At 62.5% G+C, this 15,564-nt stretch carries 16 protein-coding genes; 4 read left to right on the top strand and 12 right to left on the bottom strand.

Annotated features, from left to right (window positions below; translation table 11 throughout):
- Positions 1 to 8 precede the first annotated feature (8 nt).
- The 12 genes from ABWI03_RS28095 to ABWI03_RS28040 all read right to left on the bottom strand — a co-directional run bounded on the left by ABWI03_RS28095 (position 9) and on the right by ABWI03_RS28040 (position 11,640).
- On the bottom strand, positions 9 to 881 hold the full coding sequence (locus tag ABWI03_RS28095; protein WP_003944051.1) for an MlaE family ABC transporter permease: 873 nt from the start codon (positions 879 to 881) through the stop codon (positions 9 to 11).
- Positions 878 to 1,618 carry an MlaE family ABC transporter permease gene (locus ABWI03_RS28090; RefSeq protein WP_021344419.1) on the bottom strand — a complete coding sequence of 247 codons (741 nt, stop codon included), beginning with the start codon at positions 1,616 to 1,618 and terminating at the stop codon, positions 878 to 880. The genes ABWI03_RS28095 and ABWI03_RS28090 overlap by 4 nt, the downstream gene beginning before the upstream one ends.
- A 34-nt stretch (positions 1,619 to 1,652) precedes the next feature.
- Positions 1,653 to 2,906, bottom strand: coding sequence for a cytochrome P450 (locus ABWI03_RS28085; protein ID WP_298780764.1), 1,254 nt, complete (start codon positions 2,904 to 2,906; stop codon positions 1,653 to 1,655).
- Between the two features lie 53 nt (positions 2,907 to 2,959).
- Positions 2,960 to 4,597, bottom strand: a complete 1,638-nt coding sequence (locus ABWI03_RS28080; protein ID WP_298780769.1) for an acyl-CoA synthetase — start codon at positions 4,595 to 4,597, stop codon at positions 2,960 to 2,962.
- A 26-nt stretch (positions 4,598 to 4,623) separates the two neighbouring features.
- A complete protein-coding gene (locus ABWI03_RS28075) occupies positions 4,624 to 5,871 on the bottom strand; it encodes a hypothetical protein (protein WP_031333428.1) in 1,248 nt (415 codons plus the stop codon).
- A 5-nt stretch (positions 5,872 to 5,876) separates the two neighbouring features.
- A complete protein-coding gene (locus tag ABWI03_RS28070) occupies positions 5,877 to 6,428 on the bottom strand; it encodes a Cif family virulence factor (protein WP_095973306.1) in 552 nt (183 codons plus the stop codon).
- 58 nt (positions 6,429 to 6,486) lie between these two features.
- The gene (locus ABWI03_RS28065) at positions 6,487 to 6,678 is read right to left on the bottom strand and encodes a ferredoxin (RefSeq protein ID WP_298780780.1); all 192 of its coding nucleotides are present in this window, start codon (positions 6,676 to 6,678) and stop codon (positions 6,487 to 6,489) included.
- A 2-nt stretch (positions 6,679 to 6,680) separates the two neighbouring features.
- Entirely contained in the window at positions 6,681 to 8,075 is a 1,395-nt protein-coding gene (locus ABWI03_RS28060; RefSeq protein WP_298780783.1) for a cytochrome P450, read from the bottom strand.
- A complete protein-coding gene (locus tag ABWI03_RS28055) occupies positions 8,072 to 8,878 on the bottom strand; it encodes an SDR family oxidoreductase (RefSeq protein WP_200314836.1) in 807 nt (268 codons plus the stop codon). Before ABWI03_RS28055 ends, ABWI03_RS28060 begins: the two co-directional genes overlap by 4 nt.
- A complete protein-coding gene (locus ABWI03_RS28050) occupies positions 8,878 to 10,083 on the bottom strand; it encodes a cytochrome P450 (protein ID WP_019748682.1) in 1,206 nt (401 codons plus the stop codon). The genes ABWI03_RS28055 and ABWI03_RS28050 overlap by 1 nt, the downstream gene beginning before the upstream one ends.
- Positions 10,080 to 10,646, bottom strand: coding sequence for a TetR/AcrR family transcriptional regulator (locus tag ABWI03_RS28045; protein ID WP_095973308.1), 567 nt, complete (start codon positions 10,644 to 10,646; stop codon positions 10,080 to 10,082). The genes ABWI03_RS28050 and ABWI03_RS28045 overlap by 4 nt, the downstream gene beginning before the upstream one ends.
- 136 nt (positions 10,647 to 10,782) lie before the next feature.
- Positions 10,783 to 11,640, bottom strand: coding sequence for a mycofactocin-coupled SDR family oxidoreductase (locus ABWI03_RS28040; RefSeq protein WP_298780788.1), 858 nt, complete (start codon positions 11,638 to 11,640; stop codon positions 10,783 to 10,785).
- 201 nt (positions 11,641 to 11,841) lie between these two features.
- Here ABWI03_RS28040 and ABWI03_RS28035 point away from each other — a divergent pair, with 201 nt between their 5' ends.
- From ABWI03_RS28035 to ABWI03_RS28020, 4 genes are read left to right on the top strand one after another with little or no spacing between them, the layout of a single operon-like run.
- A complete protein-coding gene (locus ABWI03_RS28035; RefSeq protein WP_298780793.1) occupies positions 11,842 to 13,308 on the top strand; it encodes an aldehyde dehydrogenase in 1,467 nt (488 codons plus the stop codon).
- A gap of 47 nt (positions 13,309 to 13,355) precedes the next feature.
- Positions 13,356 to 14,105, top strand: a complete 750-nt coding sequence (locus ABWI03_RS28030; protein ID WP_235169534.1) for an SDR family oxidoreductase — start codon at positions 13,356 to 13,358, stop codon at positions 14,103 to 14,105.
- Positions 14,102 to 15,046, top strand: coding sequence for an NAD(P)-dependent oxidoreductase (locus tag ABWI03_RS28025; RefSeq protein ID WP_298780803.1), 945 nt, complete (start codon positions 14,102 to 14,104; stop codon positions 15,044 to 15,046). Before ABWI03_RS28030 ends, ABWI03_RS28025 begins: the two co-directional genes overlap by 4 nt.
- Positions 15,043 to 15,504 (top strand): carboxymuconolactone decarboxylase family protein, encoded by a 462-nt coding sequence (locus ABWI03_RS28020; protein ID WP_095973295.1) that lies wholly within the window; start codon positions 15,043 to 15,045, stop codon positions 15,502 to 15,504. Before ABWI03_RS28025 ends, ABWI03_RS28020 begins: the two co-directional genes overlap by 4 nt.
- The last annotated feature ends 60 nt before the right edge of the window (positions 15,505 to 15,564 follow it).

Genomic DNA, 15,564 nt, shown 5'->3' with positions numbered 1-15,564 from the left:
CAGTCCCCCTAACCGGACAGATTGAAGTTGCCGGAACCGCCGTAGAGCGCGAGTGAGACGAGCAGGGTCACCGCCACGACGCAGATCAGCGAGAGCCGAACCCCGCGGCCCACTGCAGTTCCCACGCCCGACGGTCCCCCGGACGCGTTGTATCCGTAGTACGTGTGGATCAGCATCACCAGTAGTGCCATCACGAGCACTTGAACGAAGGACCATGCGACGTCGACCGGATCGAGGAACGTCGTGAAGTAGTGGTCGTAAAGACCGGAGGACTGACCGAACAGCACGACCGTGGTGAATCGTCCGGCCAGAAATGATCCCACGAGCGCCAGTGAGTACAGCGGCAAGATCGCGATCATCCCTGCGGTGACGCGGGTGCTGACGACGTACGGGACCGAACTGATCGCCATCGATTCGAGGGCGTCGATTTCCTCACTGATGCGCATGGCACCGATCTGCGCGGTCGAACCTGCGCCGATCGTGGCCGACAGGCCGATTCCCGCGATGACCGGCGCAGCGATACGAACGTTGATGAAGGCGGAGAAGAATCCGGTGAGCGCTTCGACTCCGATATTTCCCAGTGAGCTGAAACCTTGGATCGCAATGGTGCCGCCCGAGGCGAGAGTCAGAAATCCTACGACCGCAACCGTGCCGCCGATCACTGCCAAAGCTCCGGTGCCCATGCTGATCTCGGCTACCAGCCTCAACACTTCTTTCGGGTGTTTGCGAATTGCCCACGGGATGTGAGCGATGGCGCGCGCGAAGAAGACAGCTTGTCGCCCGACATCGTCGATCGAGCGTGACGTTCGGGCCACCCGCGCCCGCGTGCGTCCGAACTTGCCGATTTGTGCCAGCGAATCCGACAGCGTCACCTCGATCACCCCGCCGTCAATCGGATGCCGACCGCGGTGACGATGGTGTTGACGACGAACAACGCCATGAATGCGTACACCACCGTTTCGTTGACGGCCTCCCCCACGCCTTTCGGCCCACCCCGTACCGACAGTCCGCGATAGCAGGCCACCAATCCCGCCAGCATCCCGAACAGTGCAGCTTTGACCATCGACAGGGCCACCTCGGGCAGGCCGGTCAGCAACGTGATTCCCTCGACGAACGCGCCGGGGTTGACGCCCTGGAGAAACACCGAGAAGGCGTAGCCGCCGGCGATGCCGATGACGCAGACGAGTCCGTTGAGCAGAAGAGCCACCACGGTCGAGGCGACCACCCGCGGGATCACGAGCCGATTGATCGGATCGATCCCGAGCACCTCCATCGCGTCGATCTCTTCACGGATCGTTCTCGATCCCAGATCGGCGGCGATGGCAGTCGCGCCTGCACCTGCCACGATCAGCACCGTCACCACCGGGCCGACCTGTGTCACGGCGCCGAGAGCGGCTCCGGCGCCGCTGAGGTCGGCGGCACCGATCTCGCGGAGAAGGATGTTGAGTGTGAAACTCACCAGAACCGTGAACGGCACTGCCACCAACACGGTCGGCACTATCGACACCCGGGCGATCATCCAACTCTGCTCGAGAAACTCCTGCACCTGAAAGCGGGTGCGGAACAAGCCCACTGCGACATCGGCGCCCATCCGGTAGAACTGGCCGAGTTCGCGCATCGGGCCCGCAAGTGCAACTCTTCCGCTGTACACGTCAATGCCCCGAAGGACAAGACGTGGAGTTGCCGTAGTCGACCTTGAATTCCTTGATCCCGTTGAGCCAACCGGACGAGAGCCGGCTCGGATCGCCGAGCTTGCTGATGTCGGGCATGTGATCGGCGATCTTGCCGAAGATCAGATCGACCTCCATTCTGGCCAGGTTGGCGCCGACGCAGTAGTGCGGTCCGGTTCCTCCGAACGCGAGGTGCGGGTTCGGGTCTCGGGTGATGTCGAAGACGTCGGGGTTCCCGAAGACGGTTTCGTCGAAGTTCGCCGAGCCGTAGAGCAGTACGACACGCTGCCCCTTCGCAATCGCCGTGCCGGCAATCTGTGTGTCCACCACTGCTGTTCGTTGCATCGACGTCAGTGGCGAAGCCCAGCGGATGATCTCGTCCGCGGCGGTGCGCGGACGCTCACGCTTGTACAGTTCCCACTGATCCGGATGCTCGAGAAATGCCATCATGCCGAGTGTCGTGGCGTTGCGCGTCGTTTCGTTGCCCGCGACAGCCAACATGATGACGAAGAAACCGAACTGTTCCGGGGTGAGTTTCTGTCCGTCGATGTCGGCATGCACCAAGCGCGAGATGATGTCGTCGAGCGGCTCCTCCCGTCTCGCCTCGGCCAATTGATAGGCGTAGCCCAAGATCTGCGCCGACGCCATCCGAGACTCGCCGGCGAGCGACTCGTCGTCGTATCCCGTCATCTGATTCGACCAGTCGTACAGCTGACGGCGCCCGTCCTGCGGTACACCGATCAGCTCCGAAATCGCCTGCATCGGTAACTCGCTGGCGACCTGGCTGACAAAATCACCGCTACCTTCCGCCACGGCAGCCGACGCTATGTCTTCTGCCCGCGCTTCCAGCCCGGCCCGCATCGCTTCCACCGACCGCGGAGTGAACAAGCGCGCCACCAACTTGCGCAGCTGTGTGTGCTCGGGGGCGTCCTTGTTGATCAGGACATGTTTAGTTGCCTCCAACTCCTCAGCGGAGATGTTGTCTTCATGCCGAGGAATGCAGCCGTTGACGTTGCTCGAGAACTCCTCGCTGCGCAACGAGACATCGCGGACGTCTGCGTGGCGCGAGACCACCCAACAACCACCGTCGTGAAATCCACCGGTGCCCGGTTCCTGGGCGTTCCACCAGACCGGAGCGCATCGTCGTAGTTCGGCGAACTCGGCAAGCGGGACGCGCTGGCCGTACAGATGCGGGTCGGTCACGTCGAACCCGTCGGGAAGGTCGATCTCAGGCATTGCAGATGCTCCTTTACGGATGGGTGCCAGGTGCCGGGCGCTGCGTGTGAGCGCTAGTCGATCCGGTGGACCGGGTCGCTGTTCTGTGAGAACTCCTTGGCCCAGCGGTAGTCCGGCTTGCCGCTCGGCGCTCGAACGACCTCGTCGGCGATCCAGAAGGAACGCGGAATCTTGTAGCCGGCAAGCTGAGTGCGGGTGTGTTTTTCGACGGAATCGAAATCCGGTTCCACGCCATCGCGGACGCGGAGCACCGCCGCCACCCGATTGCCCCACCGCTCGTCGGCAATACCGATCACTGTTGCGTCGTAGATGTCGGGATGGGCCTTCACCACTGCTTCGACCTCTTCCACGAAGACTTTCTCCCCGCCGGTGTTGACCACCATGTTTCCCCGGCCGAGGAGAGTGACCGAGCCGTCGTCCTCGATTCGCGCTCGATCTCCGGTCACGACTGCTCGCGCGCCGTTCACCTCTCGGAATATCTCGGCCGACTTCACCGGATCGTTGTAGTAGCCGAGTGGGACGTTGCCGAGTTTCGCCAACCATCCTTCGGCGCCCGAACCCGGCTCCAACACACGGTTGTCGTCGTCGACGACGACCGTGAATCTGTTGGCGCCCACCTTGGGTCCTCCACGCTGCTCGAGCCCTTTGGTTGCGAATCCGATTCCGCCGAAGCCTGTTTCGGACGATCCGACCGAATCGGAGATCATCAGATTCGGAAAGACGTCGAAGAACGCGTCTTTGACCGATCCGGAGAAGAGCGCAGCGCCGGAGGCGAGTACAGCCAGGCTCGACGCATCCGGTTGCAATTCGTGATGGGCTTCGACCAGTGGGCGGCCCATGGCGTCGCCGGTGATGACCATGACCTGCGGCCGATATTCGGCGACGACCTTCCAGACTTGTGCCGCATCGAATTTCGGTTCGAAGATGACGGTGTTTCCGGAGAACAGAGCGTTGAACGTCGGCATCAGAGCCGAAGTGTGGATCAGCGGTGGAAGCATGCACCACCGCATCGGTTCGGCTGCCGCGGCGCCACCGCGCGACTGCTGGTACTCGTCGCCGATCGGCTCACCCGAGTAGAAGTCGTAACCGCCGGCCAGCACGCGCCAGATGTCTTCCTGCCGCCAGACGACACCTTTAGGTCGTCCGGTTGTTCCGCCGGTGTAGAGAACGTAGACGTCGTCGCCGGAACGCTCGGGAAATGCATGTTCACCTGCGCGAAGCGGGGATTGGTTGCCGAGCGCATCGGCGTACGCCACTGCCGCCGGAATCGACGGTTCGTTCCCGAGAGCGAGTTCGTCCGGCACCTCGATCACGTACTTGACCCGCGGTGCCGACACCAAGGCACCGGCAACCCGCTCAGCGAAACCACGATGGAAAACCAACGCCTCGAGATCCGCGTTCTCGTACAGGTAGACCAATTCGTCGCTCGTGTAGCGGTAGTTCACCGTGATGGGAACGCCGCGGATCTTGAACGCCGCGAGGACAGCAACCATCGCCTCGATCGAGTTGTGCATCTGAATACCGATGTGCGAACCGACACCTAACCCGACTGACTGGAAGTAATGCGCCAATCGGTTGGCCCGCTCGTCCAGCTCACGGTATGTCACCTCCTCGCCGGAAACGATCAGTGCGAGGCGATCGGGCATCGCATCGACGGAGTGCTCGAACAGGTCTGCGAACGTGTAGGCCATAGGTTGAGTCCTTCGGTTTCGGCCGTTCAGACGACGAACAGAGGCAAGGGAATTCCGCGATCTTCGAATACGAAGGCCGCGCCGGTACTGACCTTCGTAATGGCGACTTCGACGCATTCCGGAGCAGGAGCTTCGGTGATGTCGACGGCCAGAAGGAGCCCCGCGGCATCTTCGGCCACCACTCTCACGGTGAAATGCGGATTCACGCCGCGGACCAAAGCCTGGAGGGGATCGAGGTGCTCGCTGCCGAGCAAGGTCGGCCAACCGCCGTCGCGGTCGACAAGAGCGTCTCGCGAGATCCACAGCTCCAGAGCACCGCCGTCCGGTCGGATCTCGCTCTCCACATACTGCTTCGGATTCAGCAAGGGATGCACGGACAGGACCAATGCCAACGATTCCAGAGTCGAAGGAAGCCCGAGCGCATCTCGAATACGCTGTGCCGCAACTCCCGCGATTCCGGTCAATTGCTTTCGCGTGATCTCGCGCGCCTTGTCTTCGTCGGCACGGCGGCGAACCGCTGCCAGAAAGCCCAACGCCAACAGATGATGCTGCACGCAGATCTCCTCTGCGATACGAACCAAGGCTGATCGCGAGAAGTCGGAAAACCTCAGGTCCGACAACAACGGACCCGAGTAGTCCGCCCGACCGTCCCCGCCGTGATCGATCGGGCTCAGCTCGACCGTCACCGCTGCAGTGCGTCCGATCTGCTCGGTGTGCGCGGTCATCACGGGCGGCGTGTGCGACGGGTCGATGGCAACGGTCCAGGCGCAGTGCGGATGTCGGTCCGCGGGCCTGCGCGGTGGTCGGTGAATCGGACGGATCTGGGCGTGTGGGTTGGTCGCGATGGCCGTCGCATCGAAAGTCGGATCCTCGATGTCGTGACACATCGAGGTCACGAACTCATCGCCCAACGGCTCGACGTCCATGAGCGCCCCGCAATGATCGAGCCAGAATTCACCGTGCAGCGGATCGTCGACCCGGTATCGAAAGTCCATGAACTGTGGCGGAGCACCGATGTCGAGTTGTAGCCCTTTGAAGATCGTCACGACGTCGTCGCCCTCGTATCCGAGGGCCTTCTGCATGCGGCGGGTGTACCAGGGGCTGGCCGATTCCCACTCCTCGACGGCCACCTGCGCCATACCCTCGCGTCCGAATTCGACGATCAGATGCGCCATGCCCGAGCGATCGATCAGCTGCCCACACAAGAGCAACTCGGGCACCAACACGGCAAGGTCGCGCTGCGAGAGTGTCTCGAAGGAATCGCGCACGGTCATCGGACTCACCACAGCGGGACCGGCGCGGTGCCCACCGGATACCAGCCCGGTAGCGGGTCGCCCGAGATCGATCGCTGGATCCGGCCCTGCATCCCCTTCGAGAGAGCATTGTTGCCGATCATCTCCATGAACAACGCCGACACGTTCCCGAAGTCGAAGAAGTCACGCTGCCAAGACCATTGGAAGTCCCCGCCGTAGCGGAACCAACTACCGCCGATACCGTACACGGAGTAGTTGCTACCGTCCTCGCGCTTGGCGTCGGAAATCTGCTTCCACAATCCGATCACGTTTCCGCTACGTTCGTCGATCACAAACTCTTGATACGGATACTCCCAGCCTTCGAGGCCCTTCATCTCGAGACCGAGCGCGACTTCACGAATCTCCTCGCGCCCCACCGCCATGAAATCCTGCTTGGGACCGTAGTTCCACCCGTACGTGGCGTCCTCGGCGTACATGTCCGCCAACGGTTTCCAATCACCGGCGGCTTCGGCCTTCTTGTTCGCCTCGATCCAGCGTTGGACCATCTCGTCGAGCTCTGCGCGGTCGAAACCCGTCATCTGAACTTCCTCCCTCGAGCACATGAATTCGCTGACATCAATCGACAATCCGCTGTAATCAGTCGACAATCCTCAGGGCGCCGGTCGGGCAGTACCTGACCGCCATCTCGGCTTCACTGCGGAGCGACTCGGGTGGGTCCGGGTCCAGAAGACTGACCTTCCCCCGCTTCGGGACGACAAAGATCTCCGGCGCCTCGAGCTCGCACGCCGCATGGCCCTGGCACAGGTCGAGGTCGACTTCGACGTGCATGATCACCCCTCACGCCCGGGACGTGTTCGGCGCCGGTACCTCACCGCGCACGGCTGCTGCAACTGGACGACCATCTTGCTGTGGTCGTTTCGGTAGGACTCCGACGGCTGCGTCATCTCGAACTCGAAGTCCCGCAGCAGGATCGAGAAGATCGCCTTGAGCTGCATCTGAGCGAACGCGGCGCCGACACAGCGATGCCGGCCGGCTCCGAACGGAATCCACGTCCAGCGGTTGACGATGTCCTCTTGATTCGGGTCGATGTACCTCACGGGATCGAAGGTGTCCGGTCGCGGGAAGTCCTCGGCGATTCGATTGGAGATCGCGGGTGTCGCCGCGACAAGATGGCCTTCTCGGATCTCGAAGCCGCCCACTTCGAAATCTCCACGTGCCACCCGCAACAGGATGATCAACGGCGGATGCAGTCGAAGGGTTTCCTTGACCACAGCCTCGAGAACCGGAATCTGGCGCAGGGCGTGAAAACTGATGTCGGCGCCGTCGGAGTACAGATTGTCGAGTTCGTCGACGACGTCCGTCATGGTGTCGGGATGCCGCAACATCTCGATCAGCGACCACGCTGCCGTGCCGGAAGTCGTGTGGTGGCCGGCGAACATCATCGAGATGAAGATGCCGGTGATCTCGTCGGCACTGAACCGGAGGTCGCCGTTCTCGTCCTTGACCGACACCAACACGTCCAGCATGTCGCGGTCCTCCTTGCCCTGCGGAGGATTCGCGATGCGGCCGTTCATGATGTCCTGTACCAGAGCGACCAACGCCAACCGTGCCTCGTCGCGACGGCGGAAACTCTCGATCGGCGCGTACGGATCCACGAAAGCCAATGCATCGGTTCCCTGTTCGAGCTCGTGATACAGCTTGGCGAAACTGTCGTCCAGTTCGTCGCGGAACTTCTTGCCGATCAGGCACGCCGACGAGGTGTAGATGGTCAGCTCGGCGAAGAAGTCGAGCAGATCGATCTCGCCTTCGTCTCCCCACTGCGCGACCATCGCCTCGACCTCGCGGCCGATCGTGGCGGCGTGCCCACGCATCTGTTCGCCGCGCAGAGCCGAGTTGTGGAGCATCTCCTTTCGCCGCTCCGGACTGGCATCGAAAACGACGCCTTCACCGAAGATCGGCTTCATGAAGGGGTATGCAGCTTGTTGGTCGAGATCCTCGTCGGTGGAACGGAAGAAGAACTCGTTTGCCTCGGCTCCGGACAGCAAGATCACAGTGCGATCGGCAAGTTGAAAGGCGCCGACGTCACCGCATTCTTCGCGCACCCGGCGCATGAGCGCTATCGGGTCGGTTCTCAGTTCCTCGAGATGCCCGTGCGGGAGATCCCCGCCGGACACCCGCGGCGGCTCGGGCAGTGTTCGCGACGTCTCCTGCACTCCGTGCGTCATGTCGTCTCCTGTGAGTTCGCAGTGGGAAGTTTGTCCAGTGGTGCCTCGGGCTGAACTTCGACGAGCACGATGTGTGCTCCTCGCGGCGCCGACACGACGGCGACGATGGCATTGGCGATGTCCGAGGCGCGCAGAAAGTAACCGTGTCGGGCGAACCCCCACTTACTCCACGATTCCCCGACCGGTCCGATGATCTCCGGCGTCGTGTCCATTCCCATGCCGGTCAGTGTCGGCCCGGGTCGCACGATCGACGCGCGAATGCCGGTTCCCTCGAGCTCCATTCGCATCTGGCGCCCCATTGCTTCGAGCCCGGCCTTGGCTGCGTCATAAGCACCCATGAGTGGACGCTGGCGCTCGGCACAATCCGAGCCGATCAGTACGAAGTCACCGCGCTGTCGTTGCCTCATACCTGGGAGTACGCGATGCGCCAATCGCTGCGCACCAACGAGGTGGACTTGGATCTGCCGTAGAAACGCCTCGGGATCCATCTCGTCCGCAGCCCCGAATTCGAGATCACCGGCCCCGGAGACGACGATTTCGGCGGGACCGTGCACTGCCTCTGCGGCCGAGACGAATCCGTCGACCGAATCACCGTCCGTGACGTCGAGGAAATGGGCGAACGCTTCACCACCATTGCTGCGGATCTTCTCGGCGATGGCTTCGCATTCGGTGACTCGACGCGCACCGAGCGCAACCGGATGCCCGAGTTCGGCCAAGGCATACGCGGTAGCAGTGCCGATTCCCGACGACGCACCACTGATCAGTGCCGGCCGGCGAACCGGATTGGGTTCGAAACGAGGCATCAGCGCACCTGCACTTTCACCGGCAGGGCCGCAAAGCCCCGGACGTTTGTCGAATGAACACGCTCGATTCCGGACTCGTCGACTTCGTAGTCGCTGACCCGACGCCCGAACTCCGCCAGGGCGATCTTGGCTTCGAGCTTGGCAAGGTGGGCACCCAGACAGAAGTGCACGCCACCACCGAAACTCGCGAGTTTTCCCGACGAACTCCGGCCGATCTGAAAGCTGTCGGCATCCTCGAAGACGTCGGCGTCTCGGTTGGCCGATCCGATCAGGAGCAGAACCTTCTCCCCCGCCGGAATGGTGCGCCCGTGGTACTCGAGGTCGACGACCGAAGTCCGAGCCACGATCTGGCTCGACGTGTCGTAGCGAAGAGTCTCTTCCACCCATTCCGAGGCTCGTTCGGGATCGTCGAGAACCGGTGTGATCTGCTCCCGATGGTGAGAACCCCAGTACAGCGCGTTTCCGAGAAGCTTGGTCGTGGTCTCGTTTCCGGCCACGACCATCAAAAACATGAATCCGAGGATCTCCTGGTCCGAGAGTTTGTCTCCGTCGATCTCGGCGTCGAGCAAGGCCGAGGTCAGGTCGTCCGTCCGCGATCGGCGCCGCTGCGCGATCATCTCCTTGTAGTAGCCCATCAAACTGATCGAAGCCTCCACCGCAGGTTGCGGCACGTCGAGAACACCTGCCTCTCGATGCACCACCAGATCCGCCTTGCGCCGCAGTTCGGCTCGGTCCGGTTCGGGGACACCCATGAGTTCGGAGATGACGTCCATCGGCAGCTTTCCCGCCACCTCCGTAATCCAGTCGAACTCCCCCGCGCCCAGCGCAGGTACCAGATGTTGCTTCGTGAGTTCGAGTATCCGACCGTCGAGCTCCGCGACCCGCCGCGGTGTGAATCCGCGAGAAACCAACTGGCGCAACCGCATATGGCGAGGATCGTCCATCGCGAGAAACGACATCACATAGTGCGCGTGTGGACCGTAGGCTGCGGGGTCGAGCGATACCCCGTTTGCGCTCGAGAGACGCTTGTTGTCCTTGAATCCGTCGACCACGTCCGCATATCGCGACAACGCCCAAAAGCCCACGTCCGGATTGTGATACAGCGGTGATTCCTCGCGCAGACGCTTGTACGTCGGATACGGATCGTCGTGAAAGTGGTAGTCGTACGGATTGAAGACCACCGGATCGATCAAAGCTTCTGTCATGATTTCTCCAGGATCAGTAGAGCCGAGGCCTCGAGGCGTCCAGCGATTTGCGCGTAGGTTCCGTAGCCGATCCCTGCGCGCAGAAGCGCCCCGGCATACAGCATTTCGAGCGCTTCCAACACTTCAGGCTCGCCGTCAGGATCCAACGCCGAGGCGAGTCGTTGATGGATCTCGAGTCCGATCCGGCCGCGAAGATGTTCCACTTCCGGATCGGAGCCGAGCAGTGCATTGGTCACGGCGGCCGATACCTCCGGTTCGTCCGCGAGAAGCAGCGCGATATTTCGAAGTACAGAGAGCACGTGCGCGGTGCGATCCAACCCTGAGCCGTCAGGCGCCGACGAGTTCTGAAGTCTTCGCCAGAAGACCTCTGCGACCAGATGCTCCTTGGACGCGAAATACGTGTAGGCGGTCGCAGTTCCTACACCCGCTTCGGCCGCAACCGAACGGACAGTCAGTCCGGAAAACTCTTGTTCGCGTAGAACTTTCACTGTCGCTTCGGCAAGCCTGGCCACAGTTTCCGCTTGTTTGCCCGTGAGGCGCCTGCGAGTGGATTCGTAGACAATCGATCCCCCGCTACTTGAATCGCCCCGTTGGCTGGACACGTGTCTGGACGTTACTACAGCGCCCTGTCCAGGGCAACGAAATGGGGAAACTTCGAAAATTCACCACGAACAGGCAGGCGTGACGCGAAAAGTTCTACTACAGACCGATCTTCATCCCGGCACCAGCGTCCACGCGCAATTGCTGGCCGGTGACGAATCGCGACTCGTCCGACGACAAGTACACGACCGCATGCGAGATGTCCGCGGGCTCGACCCACGGGGTCGGCATCGCCTGCATGAAGGGGAACGTCACTGCCGCATCCTCGGCGGTCGGATTCTCGAGGTCGGGACGGAACGTCCGGTACATCGGCATGCTCTGCAACATGTCGGTGTTCACGTTGGTCGGATGGATCGCATTGACGCGAATGGAACTCGGCCCGAGGGTCAGTGCCAACGAACTGGTATAGGCCTGAATCAGCTTCTTGGCCAGGCCGTATCCGTCGCCGCCCGGACCCTGGAGCGCCTGCTGCCCGTTGAATCCGGTCTGCGGCACCAGACCGGCAACAGAGCCGATCGCGATGATCGAACCCCCTTCGCCGAGGTAGTCCATCGATGCATGCACTGTGTTGACGACACCGAGAAAGTTCACATCGAACGCGTCGACGAAACCGGCAGTCGACACGTGCTTGCCGAGCGGACAGATACCGGCGTTCGCCACGACGACATGCAATCCGCCTAACTGCCCTACTGCCTCGGCAAGTGCTGTTTCGAGACCGGCGCGATCACGGACGTCGACACGCGCTGTCACCACCTGCCGCCCGGCCTCTTTCACCAGTCGAGCCGTTTCCTCCAGATCGGCTGGACTGGCGAGCGGATATTCGTTGCTGGCGATGTCTGCGCACAGATCGAAGGCGATGACGTGCGCGCCCTCCTGTGCGAGATGGACGGCATGACTGCGCCCCTGACCTCGAGCAGCACCGGTCACCAGCACCACTTTTCCGTCAACTCTGTTCATTTCGACCTCTCTCCCGTGGATGTGAAGGCGTGGTTGTGAATGTGCGGTGAACCGTAGCGGCGCCACACCAGGCACGAAGCGATTTTCACCGAAGTAGATCCAGAGACCCTCTCGAAATCTCTTATGCCCCAGAAACCATTGCCTCAACCACGAGTGTGAACTAGAGTCCAGACACATGTCCAGAAAGAGAGGGTTTGCGTTATGACGCTTCGACCCGCAGACAGTTCTGCACTTCTCGTCGACGGAAAGCTGGTTCCCGGATCCGGTGGAACCTTCGAAGTTTTCAACCCGGCCACCGAGGAACTGATCGGCCGCGCTGCCGAAGGGACCGCCGCGGACATGGACGCGGCCATCGCCGCTGCGCGCCGTGCGTTCGACGACACCGAATGGGCACGCGATCACGGATTTCGCGCTCGCTGCCTACGCCAACTGTGCGACGCGCTCCAGTCTCACATCGAGGAGCTGCGCGAGATCACCGTCGCCGAGGTGGGCGCACCCGTCATGCTGACGAGCGGTCCACAACTCGAAGGCCCGATCGAAGATCTTCGCTACTGGGCTGACCTGATCGAAACCTATTCCTGGGAACAAGATCTCGGGCACGCGTCACCGATGGGGATTCCGACTCATCGCCGACTGCTCAAGGAAGCGGTCGGCGTCGTCGGCGCAATCACACCGTGGAACTTTCCGCACCAGATCAATTTCGCCAAACTCGGTCCTGCCCTCGCGGCCGGCAACACCATCGTTCTCAAACCCGCGCCGGACACGCCCTGGTGCGCCGCGCTGGTCGCCAAGGTCATTGCCGAAGAAACCGAGATCCCGGCCGGCGTCGTCAACGTGGTGACGTCGACGGATCACTCTCTCGGCGCCCAGCTGTGCAGCGATCCGCGCGTCGATTTCGTGTCCTTCACCGGTTCCACCGCCACCGGACGCACGGTGATGGCCACGGCCGCGCAAACCCTCAAGAAGGTCTTCCTCGAACTCGGGGGCAAGTCCGCATTCATCGTCCTCGACGACGCGGACATCAAGGGCGCATGCTCGGTTGCCGCGTTCTCCGTCTGCGTTCATGCCGGTCAGGGATGCGCGCTCAGTACCAGACTTCTGGTGCCGCACGCTCGGTACGAAGATGCTCTGGCCGCGGCCTCCGCCGCGATGGCGGGTATCCGAGCCGGTGACCCCAGCGCGCGCGGAACGGTATGTGGTCCGGTCATCTCGGCGCGCCAGCGCGCCAGGGTGGAGAGCTACCTCTCCCTCGCGGTCGAAGAGGGCGGCACGATCGTGACGGGTGGTGGCCGTCCAGACGATCACGAGCGCGGTTTCTTCGTCGAGCCCACTCTCGTTGCCGGGCTGGACAACTCGTCTCGCGTAGCGCAGGAGGAGATTTTCGGTCCCGTTCTCGTGATCATTCCGTACGACAGCGACGACGACGCAATCCGAATTGCCAACGACTCCCCCTACGGCCTGTCCGGCTCGGTATGGGGCACCGATCCCGATCGCGTCGCGCACGTCGTTGCCGGTGTCAGAACCGGAACGCTGAGCGTCAACGGCGGCGTCTGGTATTCGGCCGACGCACCGTTCGGCGGCTACAAGCAATCCGGGATCGGCCGCGAAATGGGCCTCGCGGGTTTCGAGGAATACCTCGAAACCAAGCTCGTCGCTTCACCTTCCTGACATTCCACATCCTCACCACAGGATCATCACCACGAAAGTAGGTCGACATGGGACGTTTCGACGGTCGCACCGCGATAGTCACCGGAGCAGCGCAGGGTATCGGAGAGGCGTATGCCCGGGCTCTGGCCGCGGAGGGGGCCAACGTGGTGGTCGCCGACCTCAATCGCGAACTGGGCGAAGCTGTCGCCAAGCAGATCACCGCGGACGGAGGACGAGCGGTCTTCAAGGACGTCGACGTTGCCGACGGGGAGTCGACTGCGGCACTTGCCGACTTCACGATCGAGCACTTCGGCAGCATCGAGCATCTGGTGAACAACGCTGCCATCTACGGCGGAATGAAGATCGACTCGCTGTTGACCGTCGACTGGGACTACTACCGAAAGTTCATGAGCGTCAACATGGACGGCGCGTTGCACGTGTGCCGGGCGGTCGTACCTCACATGCGGGAGAAGGGTGGCTCGATCGTCAACCAATCCTCCACGGCGGCGTGGCTGTACTCGAACTACTACGGACTCGCCAAAGCCGGAGTCAACAGCCTGACTCAACAACTCGCGACCGAACTCGGCTGGTCGAACATCCGGATCAACGCCATCGCTCCCGGTCCCATCGACACGGAGGCGACTCGAACCGTCACCCCCGGAAATATCGTCAAGGACATGGTCAAACGAATCCCGTTGCAGCGCATGGGTACGCCGGAGGATCTCGTCGGCATGTGCCTGTTCCTTCTCTCCGACGACGCAGGCTGGGTGACGGGGCAGATTTTCAACGTCGACGGCGGCCAGGTGTACCGATCATGACGGATTCGGCGCCCAAAGCGGGCCCTTCGAAACCCAGACTGGGGTACATCGGTTTGGGCAACATGGGTGCGCCCATGGCGACGCGCCTCCTGGACTGGCCGGGCGGACTGGTGGTGTGTGATGCCCGCGCAGAAGCCCTCGAGCCGTTCATCAGTGCGGGCGCGAGTGGAGCATCGACGCCCGCCGACGTTGCAGCGCAGGCGAGAATCATCTCCGTCACGGTGCTCGACGACGCGCAGGTGCGCGAGGTTGTAGGCGGGCCGCACGGCATCCTGTCGACCGCACAGCCAGGCACTGTCGTCGCAATTCACTCCACCATCTCGGACACCACGGCGGTGGAACTCGCTGGTATCTGTCGACAGCGTGGCGTTCTGCTGGTCGACGCACCGATCAGTGGCGGCGCCGGCGGCGCAGCGCAGGGAAGGCTGGCCGTGATGATCGGCGGCTCCGACGAGGCGTTCGAGGCCGTCCGCGAGCCCTTCGGATCCTGGGCCGAGCTGGTGGTTCACGCCGGTGACGTCGGCGCGGGAACGCGAATGAAGCTCGCACGCAACCTTCTTCACTTCGTCTCGTTCACCGCCACGACCGAGGCGGCGCGACTCGCCGAAGCAGCAGGACTCGATCTCCGCACGCTCGGAAAGGTCGTCAGGCACACCGATGCGATCACTGGTGGCGCGGGCGCGATCATGCTTCGCGACACCACCGCACCGGTCTCGGAGGACGACCCGTGGTTCTCGATACTGCGGCATGTTCGCAATCTCGGGGAGAAGGACCTGGCCTTGGCCATCGACCTCGGTGATCGGCTGGATCTCGATCTGCCGCTCGCGCACCTTGCGCTCGCCGGACTCGGTGCCGGTCTGGGCGTCGGGAATGACAGAGAAGACAGGCTCGCCGAGCCTTCACCGGCATCTACGGCGTCCACTACACGGGAGCACGCATGACCGAGACCACTCACACGACCGACACCAATGGAACGGGCGGAAGCCGCGTCTCCGAGACCCGCGCTCGCGGCGTAGCGAAGATGAACGAGGTGTACGGCTGGGAACTCCCCGCCGACGTTCCCGGCGACTTCTTCGCCGTGACCGCCGACCACCTCTTCGCCGACATCTGGACGCGGCCGGGCCTGTCGGTGCGCGATCGGAGACTGCTGCTTATCGGTGCCATCACAGCCCAGGGGCAGAGCGATGTGGCAAAGATCCAGATCAACGCTGCTCTTCACAACGAGGAGTTGACCGAGCAGCAATTCGAGGAGGCCGCGATCTTCCTGTGCCACTACGTCGGCTGGCCCCTGGCGACCGGCCTCAACAATGCGCTGATCGCCGTGAAGGCCGACAGACGTAAAGCCGCGCGCGCCAAGGAGAAGGCCGCGGCCGATTCCGCGAAAACGGACACCGACTGACTTTCGGTCGAGATACTGCAATCAGGGCATCGATCACACCTACCGATTCCCCCACCAACC

Origin of the sequence: Rhodococcus baikonurensis, assembly GCF_040489275.1 — a bacterium.
Lineage (GTDB): Bacteria > Actinomycetota > Actinomycetes > Mycobacteriales > Mycobacteriaceae > Rhodococcus_F > Rhodococcus_F baikonurensis.
This window is presented reverse-complemented; position numbering and strand designations above follow the sequence as displayed.